Raw genomic sequence first — 14,889 nt, 5'->3', positions numbered from 1 at the left:
ATGAACCATGTCTGGGGACTTTTCTCCCATCCTGATCGTGAAATGCATGTTATCCAGAGCGAAAACGAAACTGTTTCGCACCACTACACTCATCATGTTCTGGCGATGGCGGCGGTACCGGTGGTCTGCGCCTTTATCGGCACCACGCAAATTGGCTGGAACTTCGGCGATGGCACGGTAGTCAAACTCTCACTGTTTACGGGTTTCGCGCTGGCCGTGCTGTTTTACGCGCTGATGCTGGCCGGGGTGGCCGTGATGGGCCGTGTCATCTGGTGGATGGCGCGTAACTATCCTCAGCGCCCGTCGCTGAAACGCTGCATGGTGTTCGCCGGATATATCGCGACGCCCATTTTCCTGAGCGGGATTGTGGCGCTTTATCCGCTGGTCTGGCTTTGTGCGCTGGTGGGCACCATTGCGCTTTGCTACACCGGTTATCTGCTTTACATCGGTATTCCGACCTTCCTCGGTATCAATCGTGAAGAGGGCCTGAGCTTTGCCAGTTCGACGCTTGCCATCGGGGTGCTCGTATTGGAAGTGCTGCTGGCGCTGACGGTGATCCTCTGGGGCTATGGCTACCGCCTGTTCTGATCTCAATCATAATTGGCGCTGATTATTTCAGCGTCAGTTATGCATCATTTATTCACGATTAACCTCTGGCGTGAGAAAGCTCTGACACGGTATGATGCGGGCTTGCGTTTGTCTTGCGGACAACGGCCTGACTTCCCTAACTTGCCTAAAAACCAGACTTCTCATCATGCTAAAATTTCGTGTTTCCTTGCTCAGCCTGGCGCTGATGCTGGCTGTGCCTTTTGCGCCTCAGGCGCTTGCTAAACCTGCCGCTACGGCGAGTGCATCTCAACCGGAGATTGCTTCTGGCAGCGCGATGATCGTCGACCTCAACACCAACAAAGTGATTTACGCCAGCGAGCCTGACCTGGTGCGCCCGATTGCGTCGATAACCAAGCTGATGACCGCCATGGTCGTGCTGGATGCGCATCTGCCACTGGATGAAATGCTGAGCGTCGACATCAGCCAGACGCCTGAAATGAAAGGGATTTATTCACGCGTACGCCTGAACAGCCACATCAGCCGCAAAAACATGCTGCTGCTGGCGCTGATGTCTTCAGAAAACCGCGCAGCGGCAAGTCTGGCGCATCATTATCCTGGCGGCTATGACGCATTCATTCGAGCAATGAATGCAAAAGCCAAATCGCTGGGCATGACGCACACCCGATACGTCGAGCCAACCGGGCTGTCTATCCATAACGTATCGACCGCGCGTGACCTCACCAAACTGCTGATCGCCACCAAACAGTACCCGCTGATTGGCCAACTGAGCACCACCAAAGAGGACATGGCGACCTTCAGCAACCCGAACTACACGCTGCCATTCCGTAACACCAACCATCTGGTATATCGCGAAAACTGGAATATCCAGTTGACCAAAACGGGCTTCACCAACGCCGCCGGCCATTGTCTGGTGATGCGCACCGTGATGAACAATCGCCCGGTGGCGATGGTGGTAATGGATGCCTTCGGGAAGTACACGCATTTTGCCGATGCCAGCCGTCTGCGCACCTGGATTGAAACCGGGAAAGTCATGCCGGTGCCGCCAGCGGCGCTGAGCTACAAGAAGCAGAAGGAAGCACAGATGGCGAACGCCATTCAGAATGAACAGCCAGCCACGCAGGCGGATTAAGGTCTGTTGGCGGAAGTGCCGGGTGGCGGCTTAAGCCTTACCCGGCCTACAAAAAACTGCACGCCTGACCCGGCTTACAAAAATAACGCCGTCTGTAGGCCGGGCAAACAACGTGCCGCCCGGCGATGCCGATACCATCGGGGCAAAACGTTATTCAGGCAGCGTCCAGTCGCCATCATTTAAGGGGCGCTGAACTATCAACGTATCTCTCCAGTCACCCAGTTTATAGCCCACGCTTCTCAATTGACCTGCCACTTCAAAGCCGTGTTTTTTATGCAATCGCAATGAACCGGCATTGTTATTGCCGTCGCCGATAACGGCAACCATCTGTCGCCATTGGCCTTTTTCACAAAGTTCAATCAGCTTTGTCAGCAGAGAACTGCCGATACCGCGGCCAGTCATGCTGGCATCGACGTAAATAGATTCTTCAAGGGTGTAGCGGTAGGCAGGGCGAGGGCGATACTGGGTGGCGTAGCAGTAACCGACAATAATGCCGCGATACAGCGCGACCAGCCACGGCAAACCTTGCTGGCTGACGAGGGCCATGCGCTCGCGCATTTCGTCAACGGAAGGGGGCACTTCTTCAAAGGAGGCGCGGCCGTTTAACACATGCCAGGCGTAAAGTGAGGCGATCGCATGGGCATCGTCAGGCTTTGCTTCACGGATCTCCACTTCAGCGCCGTACAAAACATCTACTGCTGACATGATGTTTAACTCCTCAGTCTGACTGGTCAGAGAAACGTTTCTCTGACCGTACAGACCTACTGTAATACGGAGTTAAGCCGCATTAAACTCCTCCCCCTTAATTCAGGGGGGGATTTGCTTCAGTTACATTATCGGCTTGTTCCGATGCGCGAGCTTCTCCCCAGAATTTCTGCTTACTGGTCTTACCAATGCCGGGGTTCATGCTGTTGGTCGGGTCATTTTCACGATAAAACTGTTTTAACGAGTCGGTGGCTTCATAAAGATGGCCGACGTTATGTTCCGCAGGGTATTGTGCGCCGCGCTCGCGGAGCAGGGCGAGCATTTGCTCTTTCAGCGCGTGAGCATCCACGCCTTTCTTCACAATGTAATCCTGATGGAATACGTGACACATAAAGTGGCCGTAATAGAGCTTCCAGGCAATCTGGCTCTCGATCTCCGGCGGCAGGTGTTCAAACCACTCGGTGTCATTGCGACGCAGGGCGATATCCAGCGCCAGGATGTCTTCCACTTCATCGGCATGCACGGCCTGATAGCGAATGGCTGCGCCTGCGGCCGCGAAGCGGTGGAGGAACGCTTTGCTGCCTTCTTCTGGCGTACAGGCGAAAAACGCGCCTTCGGCTGATTTGAAATACTCCGTTAACCACGTCTGCGCCTCGTCGATACCGTCGCCTGCCATCTTCAGCATTAAATGATGCTCGTACTGGTTACGGTAACTTTTCATTCGTTCGGGTAAATGTGCCGGGAAAGCGTGGCCCAGTTTCTGCATAAAGCGGTCGGTGAAGTGCGGTTTGAACAGCGGCACTTTTTCCAGCATCGCGTCGGTTCGGCCCTTCAGGGTGAAGAAGAACGGCATTTTGTCGGTGCCGAGCTTGTCGATCATCAGGAAGGTGTCTTTGCCGTACTGTTCAGCGATGTCATAGATATCGCGGTGCATGTACTCGCCCGCTACCGGCAGATTGGCGAAATTCGCCAGCATATGACGACGGATTTCCGTCAGCACTTCCGGCTTGTTGGTGCCGATGTAAAACACCTGCTGGCGTTTTTCGGCTTCAAAGGTATCCAGACGCGCAGCGAAAACAGCCAGTTTTCCGGCACAGCCAGAGGATTCAAACAGGCGTTCCGGATCGGCGTTGTAACGCGCAGGGGTGTCGGCATCAACGTCGCGCACGCGGGTCACGTAGTCATGATCGTGCGCATGGCGGCCATCGTGCCTGATGTCGCTGTCTTTAATGCGGTCATCGTCAAGCTTGCTGAGGATCTGCTCTGGCGTTTCCCCTAAATCGATACCCAGATGGTTCACCAGCTGCAATTTGCCGTCTTCGTTGATGCGCGCGAAGAGCGACATTTCCGTGTAGGCCGGGCCGCGCTGAACCAGCGAACCGCCGGAGTTATTGCAGATCCCGCCGATCACCGAAGCGCCGATACAGGAAGACCCGATCACCGAGTGAGGCTCACGGCCCAGCGGTTTGAGTGCTTTTTCAAGTGAATACAGCGTGGTGCCCGGGTAAGCCAGAACCTGCTCGCCTTTATCCAGCAGGTGCAGCTTGTCAAGGCGCAGGGTGCTGATAATGACAATCTGCCTGTCGTAATCGTTGCCGTTCGGGGTTGACCCTTCGGTCAGGCCAGTGTTGGCAGCCTGCATCAGAATGATTTTGTCGGCGTCGACGCAGGCGCTCAGGACGCGCCACAGTTCAAGTAGCGTGCCAGGAAAGACAACGGCGAGCGCGTCGCCCTGTCCGGAACGAAAGCCCTTGCGATAGCGGGCGGTTTTGGCCGGGTCGGTCAGCAGGTGTGAATGGCCGACCAGACGGGTCAGTTCTGCGATGAAAGCGGTGTTATCAGGTGTTGTTGTGGAGGACATCATCCCACTCCTTGTGGTGTAGCAATTAGTGCGTGCCTCAAGGATAGCGCTTTGTATGACAATTTGGAGCAAGAATGCAGCGAAAAATCGGAGAGTTACCACTCCTTTGTGTTCGCTACCTCTTCTGGCTTATGGCAAACTGCTGTTTTTGGCACGCTTTTGCCGAGATACCCGGCCCGTTGAGAGAGTGAATAGAAGATGAAATGGCTATGTTCTGTAGGGGTTGCCGTTAGCCTTGCGCTGCACCCGGCGATGGCAGACGAGATGTTCGGTAATCACCCATTAACCCCGCAAGCGCGGGATGCGTTTGTCACCGATCTGCTGAAAAAAATGACCGTAGATGAAAAAATCGGTCAGCTTCGTCTGATTAGCGTCGGGCCGGATAACCCGAAAGAAGCCATCCGCGAGATGATCAAAGACGGGCAGGTCGGCGCCATTTTCAACACTGTGACGCGCCAGGATATCCGCGCGATGCAGGATCAGGTGATGCAGCTCAGCCGCCTGAAAATTCCTCTGTTCTTCGCTTACGACGTGGTTCACGGTCAGCGTACCGTCTTCCCGATTAGCCTCGGTCTTGCCTCTTCCTTTAACCTCGACGCGGTGCGTACCGTGGGGCGCGTTTCTGCCTATGAAGCCGCAGACGACGGGCTGAACATGACCTGGGCGCCGATGGTTGATGTCTCGCGCGATCCGCGCTGGGGCCGCGCTTCCGAAGGTTTTGGGGAAGATACTTACTTAACGTCGATGATGGGTAAAACCTTGGTCGAAGCGATGCAGGGCAAAAGCCCGGCAGAGCGCTACTCCGTGATGACCAGCGTCAAGCACTACGCTGCTTACGGCGCGGTAGAAGGCGGCAAAGAGTACAACACCGTCGACATGAGCCCGCAGCGTCTGTTTAACGACTACATGCCTCCGTACAAAGCCGGGCTGGATGCGGGCAGCGGCGGGGTCATGGTGGGGCTGAACTCACTCAATGGCACGCCTGCCACCTCGGACTCCTGGCTGCTCAAAGACGTGCTGCGCGACCAGTGGGGCTTCAAAGGCATCACTATTTCTGACCACGGTGCCATCAAAGAACTCATTAAACACGGCACCGCCGCCGATCCGGCTGACGCTGTTCGTGTGGCCATCAATGCTGGCATCGACATGAGCATGAGCGATGAGTACTACAGCAAATACCTGCCGGACCTGATCAAGAGCGGCAAGGTGACGATGGCGCAGGTGGATGACGCGGCACGCCATGTGCTGAACGTCAAATATGACATGGGTCTGTTCAACGACCCGTACAGCCATCTGGGGCCAAAAGACTCCGATCCACAGGACACCAACGCCGAAAGCCGTCTGCATCGTCAGGACGCACGTGAAGTTGCGCGTGAAAGCCTGGTGCTGCTGAAAAACCGCCTTGAAACGCTGCCATTGAAAAAATCCGGCACCATTGCCGTGGTTGGCCCACTTGCCGACAGCAAGCGCGACGTGATGGGAAGCTGGTCTGCGGCAGGTGTTGCCGATCAATCTGTCCCGGTGCTGGACGGCATTAAAAATGCGGTCGGTGACAACGCGAAAGTGATTTACGCCAAGGGTGCGAACATCACCAATGACAAAGATATCGTTAACTTCCTCAATCTGTATGAAGAGGCAGTGAAGGTCGACCCACGCACGCCGAAAGCGATGATCGATGAAGCGGTGGCCGCGGCCAAACAGTCTGATGTGGTTGTGGCTGTGGTCGGCGAAGCGCAGGGCATGGCGCACGAAGCTTCCAGCCGTACTGATATCAGCATTCCACAAAGCCAGAAAGAGTTGATCGCCGCGCTGAAAGCGACCGGAAAACCGCTGGTGCTGGTCCTGATGAACGGCCGTCCGCTGACGCTGGTGCAGGAAGACCAGCAGGCCGATGCGATTCTGGAAACCTGGTTCGCGGGTACGGAAGGCGGCAATGCCATCGCCGACGTGCTGTTCGGGGATTACAACCCATCGGGCAAACTGCCGATGTCCTTCCCGCGCTCTGTAGGTCAGATCCCAACCTATTACAGCCACCTGAATACCGGCCGCCCGTATAACGCCGATAAGCCGAACAAATACACCTCCCGCTACTTTGATGAAGCAAACGGGCCACTTTATCCGTTCGGTTACGGCCTGAGCTACACCACCTTTAGCGTGTCTGATGTGAAGCTTTCTTCGCCAACCCTGAAGCGTGATGGCAGCGTGACAGCCAGCGTTGAAGTGACGAACACCGGCAAGCGCGAAGGCGCAACCGTCATGCAGATGTACGTGCAGGACGTGACGGCCTCGATGAGCCGTCCGGTGAAACAGCTGCGCGGCTTTGAGAAAGTGAACCTCAAGCCGGGGGAAACCAAAACCGTCAGCTTCCCGATTGATGAAAGTGCGCTGAAGTTCTGGAACCAGCAGATGAAGTACGCCGCAGAACCTGGCAAATTTAACGTCTTTATCGGCGTGGATTCTGCCCGCGTGAAACAGGGCGCGTTCGAACTGCAATAACCCTCATGCCGGGCGGCAACTTCGCTTGCCCGGCCTGCAACACCCGCATTTTCTGTAGGCCGGGCAAACAACGTGCCGCCCGGCAATTCAGCCCTGATTTTGCCGCTTCGCTTAATTCCTGCTTTCTATTTCAACATTTGAGATTTCGTAACGGCCAATCCTGGGCTATCTTTTTAATCTAACGCCCTGAAAATACACAGCAGAAGAGGAATAAGCATGACAGTAAAAACATGGGGTATTGCCGGGGCGCTGCTGCTTGCGGCTTCCGCGCAGGCGGCGGAACCAGTAAAAGTGGGGTCAAAAATTGATACCGAAGGGGCTCTGCTGGGCAACATCATTTTGCAGGTGCTGGACAGCCACGGCGTGAAAACCGTCAACAAAGTGCAGCTTGGCACCACGCCAGTGGTACGCGGCGCGATAACGTCAGGTGAACTGGATATTTATCCGGAATATACCGGCAACGGCGCTTTCTTCTTCAAAGATGAAAACGATCCGGCCTGGAAAAACGCGGCCCAGGGCTACGAAAAAGTGAAGAAGCTTGATGCCGAACAGAACAAGCTTGTCTGGCTGACGCCAGCTCCGGCGAATAACACCTGGACCATTGCGCTGCGTAAGGATCTGGCGGAGAAAAACAAACTCACCTCGCTTGAAGATTTAAGCGCTTACCTGAAAAAGGGCGGCACCTTCAAGCTGGCAGCTTCGGCGGAGTTTATTGAACGCCCGGATGCGTTACCGGCCTTTGAAAAGGCCTACAACTTCAAACTCGACCAAAGCCAGTTGCTTTCACTGGCCGGTGGCGATACGGCGGTGACAATCAAAGCGGCGGCTCAGCAAACGTCTGGCGTGAATGCGGCGATGGCCTATGGTACCGATGGCCCGGTTGCTGCGCTGGGGCTGCAAACGCTGACCGATCCGAAAGGCGTGCAGCCGATTTATGCGCCAACGCCTGTGGTGCGTGAAGCCGTACAAAAAGAGTATCCGCAGATTGGCGACTGGCTGAAACCCGTCTTCGAAAAACTGGATGAAAAAACGCTGCAAAAGCTGAACGCCAGCATTGCCGTTGAAGGGCTGGAAGCGAAGAAAGTGGCTGCTGACTGGCTGAAACAACAAGGACTAGTGAAGTAACTTCGTGCGAATATCCTGTCATAACCGTGTGGTGCTGCTGTTAGTGCTGATTGCACTGGCAGCAGCCGTTCTGCCGTTCGTTAACTACGCGCCAAACCGGCTGGTGTCAGGCGAAAGCCGCCAGCTCTGGGAAATCTGGCACTTTCCTCCTGCACTTTTACTGATTGCTCCGCTGCTGCTGGCTGGGCTGAGCCTGATCCCCGGCCGTCTTGCGCTGGCGTTCACCTTGCTCGTAGCCCAGCTGCTGTTTATTGCGCTCTTCTGGAGCGGCGGCAAGGCCGCGACCTGGCTTGCGCAAAGTGGAAGTCCGCTGGCAAGAACCTCGCCCGGCAGCGGGCTATGGCTGTGGCTGGCGGTGACGCTGCTGATGTGCAGCGATGCGATCCGTCGGCTGACTACGGGCTCTCTCTGGCGCTGGCTGTTGAATGCGCAAATCTGGATCTTACCTGTGGCGCTGCTGTGGTCTGGCGAACTGGATTCCCTTTCGCTGATGAAAGAGTATTTCAACCGCCAGGACGTCTTCAACAGCGCACTTCAGCAGCATCTGATTTTACTGTTTGGCACGTTGCTGCCGGGTTTGCTGATTGGCGTGCCGCTGGGCCTGTGGTGCTGGCGCTATCAGGGCAGGCAAACGCGAGTGTTCACCGTGCTGAATGTGATTCAAACCATTCCTTCCGTGGCGCTATTTGGCTTGTTGATTGCGCCGCTTGCCGGACTGGTTAAACACTTTCCGTTACTTTCCAGTTGGGGAATTGGCGGAACGGGGCTGACGCCTGCTTTGATCGCCCTGGTGCTGTATGCGTTATTGCCGCTGGTACGCGGCGTGGTCGCGGGCATGCAGCAGGTCGCTGCGGATGTGATGGAAAGTGCCGCGGCAATGGGCATGAGCCGTACGCAGCGCTTCTGGCAAGTACAATTGCCGCTGGCGTTGCCTGTGCTTTTACGCAGCTTACGCGTGGTCACAGTGCAGACCGTCGGGATGGCGGTTGTTGCAGCGCTGATTGGCGCAGGCGGCTTTGGTTCGCTGGTCTTCCAGGGCCTGCTTAGCAGCGCGCTGGATCTGGTGTTGCTGGGGGTGATCCCGGTAATCGCCCTGGCGGTAGTGGTGGATGCGCTGTTCAGTCTGTGGATAGCCTTACTGGAGGGCGACGCCCATGATTGAATTTCAGCAGGTCACGAAGTTATTCGACGGCAAACCGGCGGTCAAGGAGCTGGATCTTGAGCTCAAAGAAGGGGCGTTTTCCGTGCTGATTGGCACGTCCGGCTCCGGAAAATCGACCACGCTGAAGATGATTAACCGTCTTGAAGAGCACGACAGCGGCACCATTCGCTTTGCCGGAGAAGACATACGCCAGCAGCCGGTGTTAGCGCTGCGTCGGCGTATGGGCTATGCCATTCAGTCGATTGGCCTGTTTCCGCACTGGACGGTGGCGCAGAACATTGCCACGGTGCCACAGCTGCAGAAATGGAGTAAAGCACGAATCAACGAACGTGTGGATGAGCTGATGGCGCTGTTGGGCCTTGAGTCGTCCATGCGCGATCGCCTGCCACATCAGCTTTCCGGCGGACAGCAGCAGCGCGTCGGCGTGGCTCGTGCGCTGGCGGCAAATCCTGCAGTGTTGCTGATGGACGAGCCTTTTGGCGCACTCGATCCCGTAACCCGCAACTCGCTGCAACAAGAGATGCGCCGCATTCACCAGCTGCTTGGGCGCACGATTGTGCTGGTGACGCATGATATCGACGAAGCACTGCGTCTTGCCGATCACCTGGTGCTGATGGACAACGGCGAAGTGGTGCAACAGGGCACGCCGCTGTCGATGCTGACGTCACCGGAAAATGATTTTGTGCGTGAGTTTTTCGGTCGCAGCGAACTCGGGGTACGGCTGCTTTCCCTGCGCGGCGTCGCCGACTTTGTGCGTCCGAACGAGCAGGTCGCAGGTGAACCGCTGCAGGCGTCCATGTCGTTGCGCGAAGCGTTATCGCTGTTTGTCGCCAGACGCAGTGAAGTCTTGCCGGTTATCGGTGATGACGGTAAGCCCTACGGGACTTTGCACTTTGCCGACTTGCTGAAAGGAGAGGCGAAAAGTGAAAGCCCTGCGTGATCCGCTGCTCTGGCTGCTGGTGGTGTTTGTGGTATTGCTGACGGTGATGCCCTACAGCGCGCCGTTTTTTAGCGCGCTTTTTCCGGAATTGCCGCGCCCGCTTTATCAGCAGCAAAGCTTCTGGTCTTTGACTCTGGCGCATTTTTCACTGGTCGGTATTTCCAGCCTGATCGCCACGCTGATTGGCGTGGGCGCAGGCATTGCTGTGACGCGCCCGGCAGGAAGGGAATTTCGGTCGCTGGTGGAAACTATCGCCGCAATGGGCCAGACATTTCCACCCGTGGCGGTACTGGCCATCGCCGTGCCGGTGATGGGGTTTGGCCGTGAGCCGGCGATTATCGCGCTAATTTTGTATGGCGTATTGCCGGTATTGCAGGGCACGCTCGCCGGGCTGGCTTCGGTACCTGCGGGCGTGTTGAGCGTGGCACAAGGCATGGGAATGAATGGCTGGCAGCGTCTGTTGAAAGTTGAACTGCCGCTGGCGGCCCCGGTGATGATTGCCGGTATTCGCACCTCAGCTATCGTCAACATTGGGACGGCGACCATTGCTTCAACGGTTGGCGCGAATACGTTGGGCACGCCGATCATTATCGGCCTGAGCGGCTTTAATACGGCGTATGTGATTCAGGGGGCGATACTGGTGGCGATGGCGGCCATTATTGTTGACCGCGCCTTCGAGCGTCTGGCTCAGATGCTCAGCCGACACCACCGCGCACGATAAACGAGTAGCCTGCGAGCATAACGCCGCTGACTCCACCGATGGCCATCAGAACGAAGAGGGTGATCACAGCCAGTTTGGCAGGTTTCATGATGTGCTCCTTTTGTTAATCTGACGATTATACGGTGAAGCACGCTTGTTAATGAACCCTTAATTTCCCAGGCGCAGCACGTTTAGCCCCTGGTCGCGCCAGAGCTGAAGTTGTTCAATCTGGCCGGAAGGCGAGGCATCGCCACACCACACCAGCAGGGTTTGTCCATCGAACAGTTCCGGACGCAGATGATGCAGTGAGTGCGCCAGAACGTCCACACGCCAGCCTTGCTCGCAGGCTATCCAGCCTTCCAGCCACAATCGGGTGGTATCGGTGATGTTCCAGCCAACGACCAGCGCATCGCGTCCCTGACGTTTACGGGCAGAGGCCATACACAAGGAAATATAGTTGATGAGCACGCCATCCAGCACGCTAAGCAGCGCCTGAAGCGTGGGTTGAGAGCTTTGCAAACGAAGACGTAAAGGGATAAAAAGATGGCTCACCAGCGTCTGAGCGGGGTAATCGCGACCCCGTTCTTTGATCCACAGCCTCAGCCGATTGAGATTGCCGTCCTGCAAAAAACGCAGCAGGGTTTCCTGATGTTCACGCCAGCCGCTCTGCTGCTCCGCTGACGCTTCGGTCAGCAGCGTTTTCACCTTACTGACCTGAACGCCGGTCTCAATCCAGCGCTTAATTTCGCGGATCCTGTCGATATCGCCGTCGTTAAATAACCGATGTCCGCCATCGGTTCGCTGGGGCTTTAACAGTCCATAACGCCGCTGCCAGGCACGCAGGGTTACCGGATTTACATCACAAAGCAGAGCCACTTCACCAATTGTGTAAAGCGCCATGTATCACCTCAGCTCGCGCATCCCCATCATAACTGTAGACGGCTTTCGTCGAACCAGGAAGAAGTGGTCGATTTTTGTTCACTTCTGCGCGCAGAGATCGCGAAAAAGTGTGATCCTCTGCCGGAAATTCAGCTTTTGCCCAGGCGGTCAAAGAAACGTTTCGCTCGTTGGTGTAGGGTACGCGCTTTCATCTGGCGTGTGGTCTGTGGGTATGTACGAGTTTAATCTGGTGTTGCTGCTGCTTCAGCAGATGTGTGTCTTTTTGGTCATCGCGTGGCTGATGAGCAAAACGCGCCTGTTCATCCCGCTGATGCAGGTCACCGTGCGTCTCCCCCATAAGTTGCTGTGCTACGTCACCTTCTCCATTTTTTGCATTATGGGCACTTATTTCGGCTTGCACATTGAGGACTCTATCGCCAACACGCGTGCGATAGGCGCGGTAATGGGGGGCTTGCTGGGTGGGCCGGTAGTGGGCGGCTTGGTTGGCTTAACAGGCGGGTTGCATCGTTATTCGATGGGCGGCATGACGGCGCTAAGCTGTATGGTGTCGACCATTGTCGAAGGCTTACTTGGCGGCCTGGTGCACAGCATTCTTATCCGTCGCGGGCGAAGCGATAAAGTGTTTAATCCCCTCACGGCCGGGGCGGTTACCTTTGTGGCCGAGATGGTGCAGATGGCGATCATCTTGCTCATCGCACGGCCGTTCAGTGACGCGCTGCATCTGGTGCAAAGCATCGCCGCCCCGATGATGGTCACCAATACAGTCGGTGCCGCGCTGTTCATGCGCATCCTGCTCGATAAGCGGGCGATGTTTGAAAAGTACACCTCTGCGTTTTCCGCAACTGCCCTCAAAGTGGCAGCATCCACAGAAGGGATTTTGCGCCAGGGATTCAACGAAGAGAACAGCATGCGCGTGGCACAGGTGCTGATTCAGGAGCTGGATATCGGCGCGGTGGCGATCACCGACAGAGATAAGCTGCTGGCCTTCACCGGCATTGGCGACGATCACCATCTGCCCGGCAAACCTATTTCTTCGCGCTACACGCAAAAAGCCATCGACTCCGGCGAAGTGGTGTATGCCGATGGCAACGAAGTGCCGTATCGCTGCTCTATTCACCCTCATTGCAAACTGGGGTCGACGCTGGTTATTCCGCTGCGGGGGGAAAACCAAAGGGTGATCGGCACCATCAAACTGTATGAGGCGAAAAACCGACTGTTCAGCTCGATCAACCGTACGCTGGGGGAAGGTATCGCGCAGCTGCTCTCGGCGCAGATTTTAGCCGGGCAGTATGAACGGCAAAAGGCGCTGCTCACACAGTCAGAAATCAAACTGCTCCACGCGCAGGTCAATCCTCATTTCCTGTTTAACGCCCTGAATACGTTGATGGCGGTGATCAGACGCGACAGCGAACAGGCCGGGCAACTGGTGCAGTATCTGTCGACCTTTTTCCGTAAAAATCTCAAGCGCCCGTCAGAGATTGTGACCCTGGCGGATGAAATTGAGCACGTAAACGCCTATCTGCAAATCGAAAAAGCCCGCTTCCAGGCGCGGTTACAGGTTCAGATTAGCGTTCCGCCTTCGCTGGCACATCATCAGCTTCCGGCCTTCACCTTACAGCCGATAGTGGAGAATGCCATTAAACACGGTACGTCTCAGCTGCTGGGCGTGGGGGAAATTATGATACGAGCCAGCCTGGATGAACGCTGGCTACGGCTGGACATTGAAGATAACGCCGGACTGTATCAGCCAAATCCGCAGGCCAGTGGGCTCGGCATGAACCTGGTCGACAGGCGATTAAGGGCGCGTTTTGGTGACGAGTGTGGGATCGCCGTCGCCTGCGAGCCGGAAAAATTCACCCGTATTACTCTGCGACTGCCTCTGGAGGACAACGCATGCTGAAAGTGTTAATTGTGGATGATGAGCCTCTGGCACGCGAAAATCTGCGTATCCTGCTTGAAGCGCAGGCAGATCTTGAGATAGTCGGCGAGTGTGATAATGCCGTTGAAGCCATTGGGGCAGTGCACCGTTTGCGCCCGGATGTGCTGTTTCTGGATATCCAGATGCCGCGGATCAGCGGGCTGGAAATGGTCGGCATGCTCGACCCGGAACATCGTCCGTGGGTGGTCTTTTTAACCGCCTTTGATGAATACGCGGTCAAGGCGTTTGAAGAGCATGCGTTTGATTATCTGCTGAAACCCATTGAAAAACCGCGGCTGGATAAGACCTTAGCCCGGTTGCGGCAGACTCGCACCCAGCAGGATATGTCGCTGCTGGGCGAAAGCCAGCAGGCGCTGAAGTTTATTCCTTGCACCGGGCACAGCCGTATCTGGCTGTTGCAGATGGAGGACGTGGCGTTCGTCAGCAGCCGAATGAGCGGCGTCTATGTCACCGACCGTGAAGGGAAGGAAGGGGTTACCGAACTGACGCTGCGCACCCTGGAAAGCCGCACGCCGCTGCTGCGCTGCCATCGCCAACATCTGGTGAACATGTCGCACCTGAAGGAAATCCGTCTTGAAGAGAACGGCCAGGCGGAGCTGTTGCTCAAGGCCGGGCAAACGGTGCCGGTCAGTCGTCGCTATCTTAAGAGCCTGAAAGAGGCGATAGGGCTGTAAAACTGGTACACTTCGCGCTAATCGCATCACCGATAGCTGAAGGCTCTATGGTAAGTAATGATATTTTGCGCAGCTTGCGCTACACACTGAAATGCAACAACAACGATCTGGTGCGCATTCTGGCGCTGGCCGGAATGGAGTCCACGTCGGCAGGTTTTGACACCTGGATGACCAAAGAAGATGAAGAGGGCTTTGTTCGCTGCCCGGACATTATCCTGTCTGGCTTTTTGAACGGCCTCATCTACGATAAGCGCGGGAAAGATGACTCTGCGCCAGAGCTGGCGCTGGAGCGTCGGATTAACAATAACGTAGTGCTGAAAAAACTGCGTATCGCGTTTTCCCTGAAAACTGACGACATTCTGGCGATCATGACCGAGCAGAAATTCCGTATTTCAATGCCGGAAATCACCGCGATGATGCGTGCGCCAGACCATAAAAACTACCGTGAATGTGGCGACCAGTTTATGCGTTATTTCCTGCGCGGGTTGACCAACCGGGTACATGCGGCGAAGCCTTGATGCTGTCTTTTGTCGGGCGGCGGCGGCGCCTTACCCGACCTTGTATTATCCCCCACGTGCAGAAAGAGCCGGCCAGTTCTTTCTGCCTGCAGTCCGGACGCCGTACCTGACCTTAGATTCTCAAATCTGTGGCGTAGATAATTCGCGCCGGACTGCACTTCTCCACATGT

General features: G+C 56.0%; 14 protein-coding genes. 10 read left to right on the top strand and 4 right to left on the bottom strand.

Features of this window, described 5'->3' with window-relative positions; translation table 11 throughout:
- A complete protein-coding gene (locus ACRCWW_RS05645; RefSeq protein ID WP_438681531.1) occupies positions 1-588 on the top strand; it encodes a Yip1 family protein in 588 nt (195 codons plus the stop codon).
- A 166-nt stretch (positions 589-754) separates the two neighbouring features.
- Entirely contained in the window at positions 755-1,699 is a 945-nt protein-coding gene (gene pbpG, locus ACRCWW_RS05640; protein WP_438681530.1) for a D-alanyl-D-alanine endopeptidase, read from the top strand.
- 150 nt (positions 1,700-1,849) lie between these two features.
- On the opposite strand, the gene ACRCWW_RS05635 is transcribed toward pbpG, so the two are convergent.
- Both ACRCWW_RS05635 and dld read right to left on the bottom strand, forming a co-directional pair.
- Positions 1,850-2,404, bottom strand: a complete 555-nt coding sequence (locus ACRCWW_RS05635; protein WP_438681529.1) for a GNAT family N-acetyltransferase — start codon at positions 2,402-2,404, stop codon at positions 1,850-1,852.
- Positions 2,405-2,501: 97 nt separating this feature from the next.
- Entirely contained in the window at positions 2,502-4,265 is a 1,764-nt protein-coding gene (gene dld, locus ACRCWW_RS05630) for a D-lactate dehydrogenase (protein WP_438681528.1), read from the bottom strand.
- Positions 4,266-4,463: 198 nt separating this feature from the next.
- On the opposite strand from dld, the gene bglX reads away from it, so the two are divergent.
- The 5 genes from bglX to ACRCWW_RS05605 all read left to right on the top strand — a co-directional run bounded on the left by bglX (position 4,464) and on the right by ACRCWW_RS05605 (position 10,709).
- Positions 4,464-6,761: a beta-glucosidase BglX gene (gene bglX, locus ACRCWW_RS05625; RefSeq protein ID WP_438681527.1), complete on the top strand. Its 2,298-nt coding sequence runs from the start codon at positions 4,464-4,466 to the stop codon at positions 6,759-6,761.
- 216 nt (positions 6,762-6,977) lie between these two features.
- Entirely contained in the window at positions 6,978-7,886 is a 909-nt protein-coding gene (gene osmF / locus ACRCWW_RS05620) for a glycine betaine ABC transporter substrate-binding protein OsmF (RefSeq protein WP_438681526.1), read from the top strand.
- Between the two features lie 4 nt (positions 7,887-7,890).
- Positions 7,891-9,048 (top strand): ABC transporter permease, encoded by a 1,158-nt coding sequence (locus ACRCWW_RS05615; protein ID WP_438681525.1) that lies wholly within the window; start codon positions 7,891-7,893, stop codon positions 9,046-9,048.
- On the top strand, positions 9,041-9,988 hold the full coding sequence (locus ACRCWW_RS05610; protein WP_438681524.1) for an ABC transporter ATP-binding protein: 948 nt from the start codon (positions 9,041-9,043) through the stop codon (positions 9,986-9,988). The genes ACRCWW_RS05615 and ACRCWW_RS05610 overlap by 8 nt, the downstream gene beginning before the upstream one ends.
- Positions 9,972-10,709 carry an ABC transporter permease gene (locus ACRCWW_RS05605; protein ID WP_438681523.1) on the top strand — a complete coding sequence of 246 codons (738 nt, stop codon included), beginning with the start codon at positions 9,972-9,974 and terminating at the stop codon, positions 10,707-10,709. The genes ACRCWW_RS05610 and ACRCWW_RS05605 overlap by 17 nt, the downstream gene beginning before the upstream one ends.
- Here the strand turns inward: ACRCWW_RS05605 and ACRCWW_RS05600 are convergent.
- Positions 10,684-10,797 carry a protein YohO gene (locus ACRCWW_RS05600; RefSeq protein ID WP_330982435.1) on the bottom strand — a complete coding sequence of 38 codons (114 nt, stop codon included), beginning with the start codon at positions 10,795-10,797 and terminating at the stop codon, positions 10,684-10,686. The two genes, ACRCWW_RS05605 and ACRCWW_RS05600, sit on opposite strands and share 26 nt — an antisense overlap.
- Before the next feature lie 59 nt (positions 10,798-10,856).
- Positions 10,857-11,588: an HTH-type transcriptional regulator MlrA gene (mlrA, locus tag ACRCWW_RS05595; protein WP_330982434.1), complete on the bottom strand. Its 732-nt coding sequence runs from the start codon at positions 11,586-11,588 to the stop codon at positions 10,857-10,859.
- 211 nt (positions 11,589-11,799) lie between these two features.
- Here mlrA and ACRCWW_RS05590 point away from each other — a divergent pair, with 211 nt between their 5' ends.
- Genes ACRCWW_RS05590 through ACRCWW_RS05580 form a run of 3 tightly spaced genes read left to right on the top strand, consistent with a single transcriptional unit; the run spans position 11,800 to position 14,719 of the window.
- Entirely contained in the window at positions 11,800-13,488 is a 1,689-nt protein-coding gene (locus ACRCWW_RS05590; RefSeq protein WP_438681522.1) for a LytS/YhcK type 5TM receptor domain-containing protein, read from the top strand.
- A complete protein-coding gene (gene btsR / locus ACRCWW_RS05585; RefSeq protein ID WP_438681521.1) occupies positions 13,482-14,201 on the top strand; it encodes a two-component system response regulator BtsR in 720 nt (239 codons plus the stop codon). The genes ACRCWW_RS05590 and btsR overlap by 7 nt, the downstream gene beginning before the upstream one ends.
- Positions 14,202-14,248: 47 nt before the next feature.
- On the top strand, positions 14,249-14,719 hold the full coding sequence (locus ACRCWW_RS05580; RefSeq protein ID WP_438681520.1) for a DUF1456 family protein: 471 nt from the start codon (positions 14,249-14,251) through the stop codon (positions 14,717-14,719).
- Positions 14,720-14,889: the final 170 nt, after the last annotated feature.

It is taken from the genome of Scandinavium sp., from assembly GCF_051650185.1.
In the GTDB taxonomy this organism is placed as follows: Bacteria; Pseudomonadota; Gammaproteobacteria; order Enterobacterales; family Enterobacteriaceae; genus Scandinavium.
Note: the sequence above shows the minus strand (reverse complement) of the source record. Positions and strands in the feature narration are given on the sequence as shown.

Excerpts from the sequence above, each read along its gene's own strand:
- ACRCWW_RS05645 (WP_438681531.1), top strand. The coding sequence starts at position 1 with ATGAACCATGTCTGGGGACTTTTCTCCCATCCTGATCGTGAAATGCAT.
- pbpG (WP_438681530.1), top strand. The coding sequence starts at position 755 with ATGCTAAAATTTCGTGTTTCCTTGCTCAGCCTGGCGCTGATGCTGGCT.
- ACRCWW_RS05635 (WP_438681529.1), bottom strand. The coding sequence starts at position 2,404 with ATGTCAGCAGTAGATGTTTTGTACGGCGCTGAAGTGGAGATCCGTGAA.
- dld (WP_438681528.1), bottom strand. The coding sequence starts at position 4,265 with ATGTCCTCCACAACAACACCTGATAACACCGCTTTCATCGCAGAACTG.
- bglX (WP_438681527.1), top strand. The coding sequence starts at position 4,464 with ATGAAATGGCTATGTTCTGTAGGGGTTGCCGTTAGCCTTGCGCTGCAC.
- osmF (WP_438681526.1), top strand. The coding sequence starts at position 6,978 with ATGACAGTAAAAACATGGGGTATTGCCGGGGCGCTGCTGCTTGCGGCT.
- ACRCWW_RS05610 (WP_438681524.1), top strand. The coding sequence starts at position 9,041 with ATGATTGAATTTCAGCAGGTCACGAAGTTATTCGACGGCAAACCGGCG.
- ACRCWW_RS05600 (WP_330982435.1), bottom strand. The coding sequence starts at position 10,797 with ATGAAACCTGCCAAACTGGCTGTGATCACCCTCTTCGTTCTGATGGCC.
- mlrA (WP_330982434.1), bottom strand. The coding sequence starts at position 11,588 with ATGGCGCTTTACACAATTGGTGAAGTGGCTCTGCTTTGTGATGTAAAT.
- ACRCWW_RS05590 (WP_438681522.1), top strand. The coding sequence starts at position 11,800 with ATGTACGAGTTTAATCTGGTGTTGCTGCTGCTTCAGCAGATGTGTGTC.
- btsR (WP_438681521.1), top strand. The coding sequence starts at position 13,482 with ATGCTGAAAGTGTTAATTGTGGATGATGAGCCTCTGGCACGCGAAAAT.
- ACRCWW_RS05580 (WP_438681520.1), top strand. The coding sequence starts at position 14,249 with ATGGTAAGTAATGATATTTTGCGCAGCTTGCGCTACACACTGAAATGC.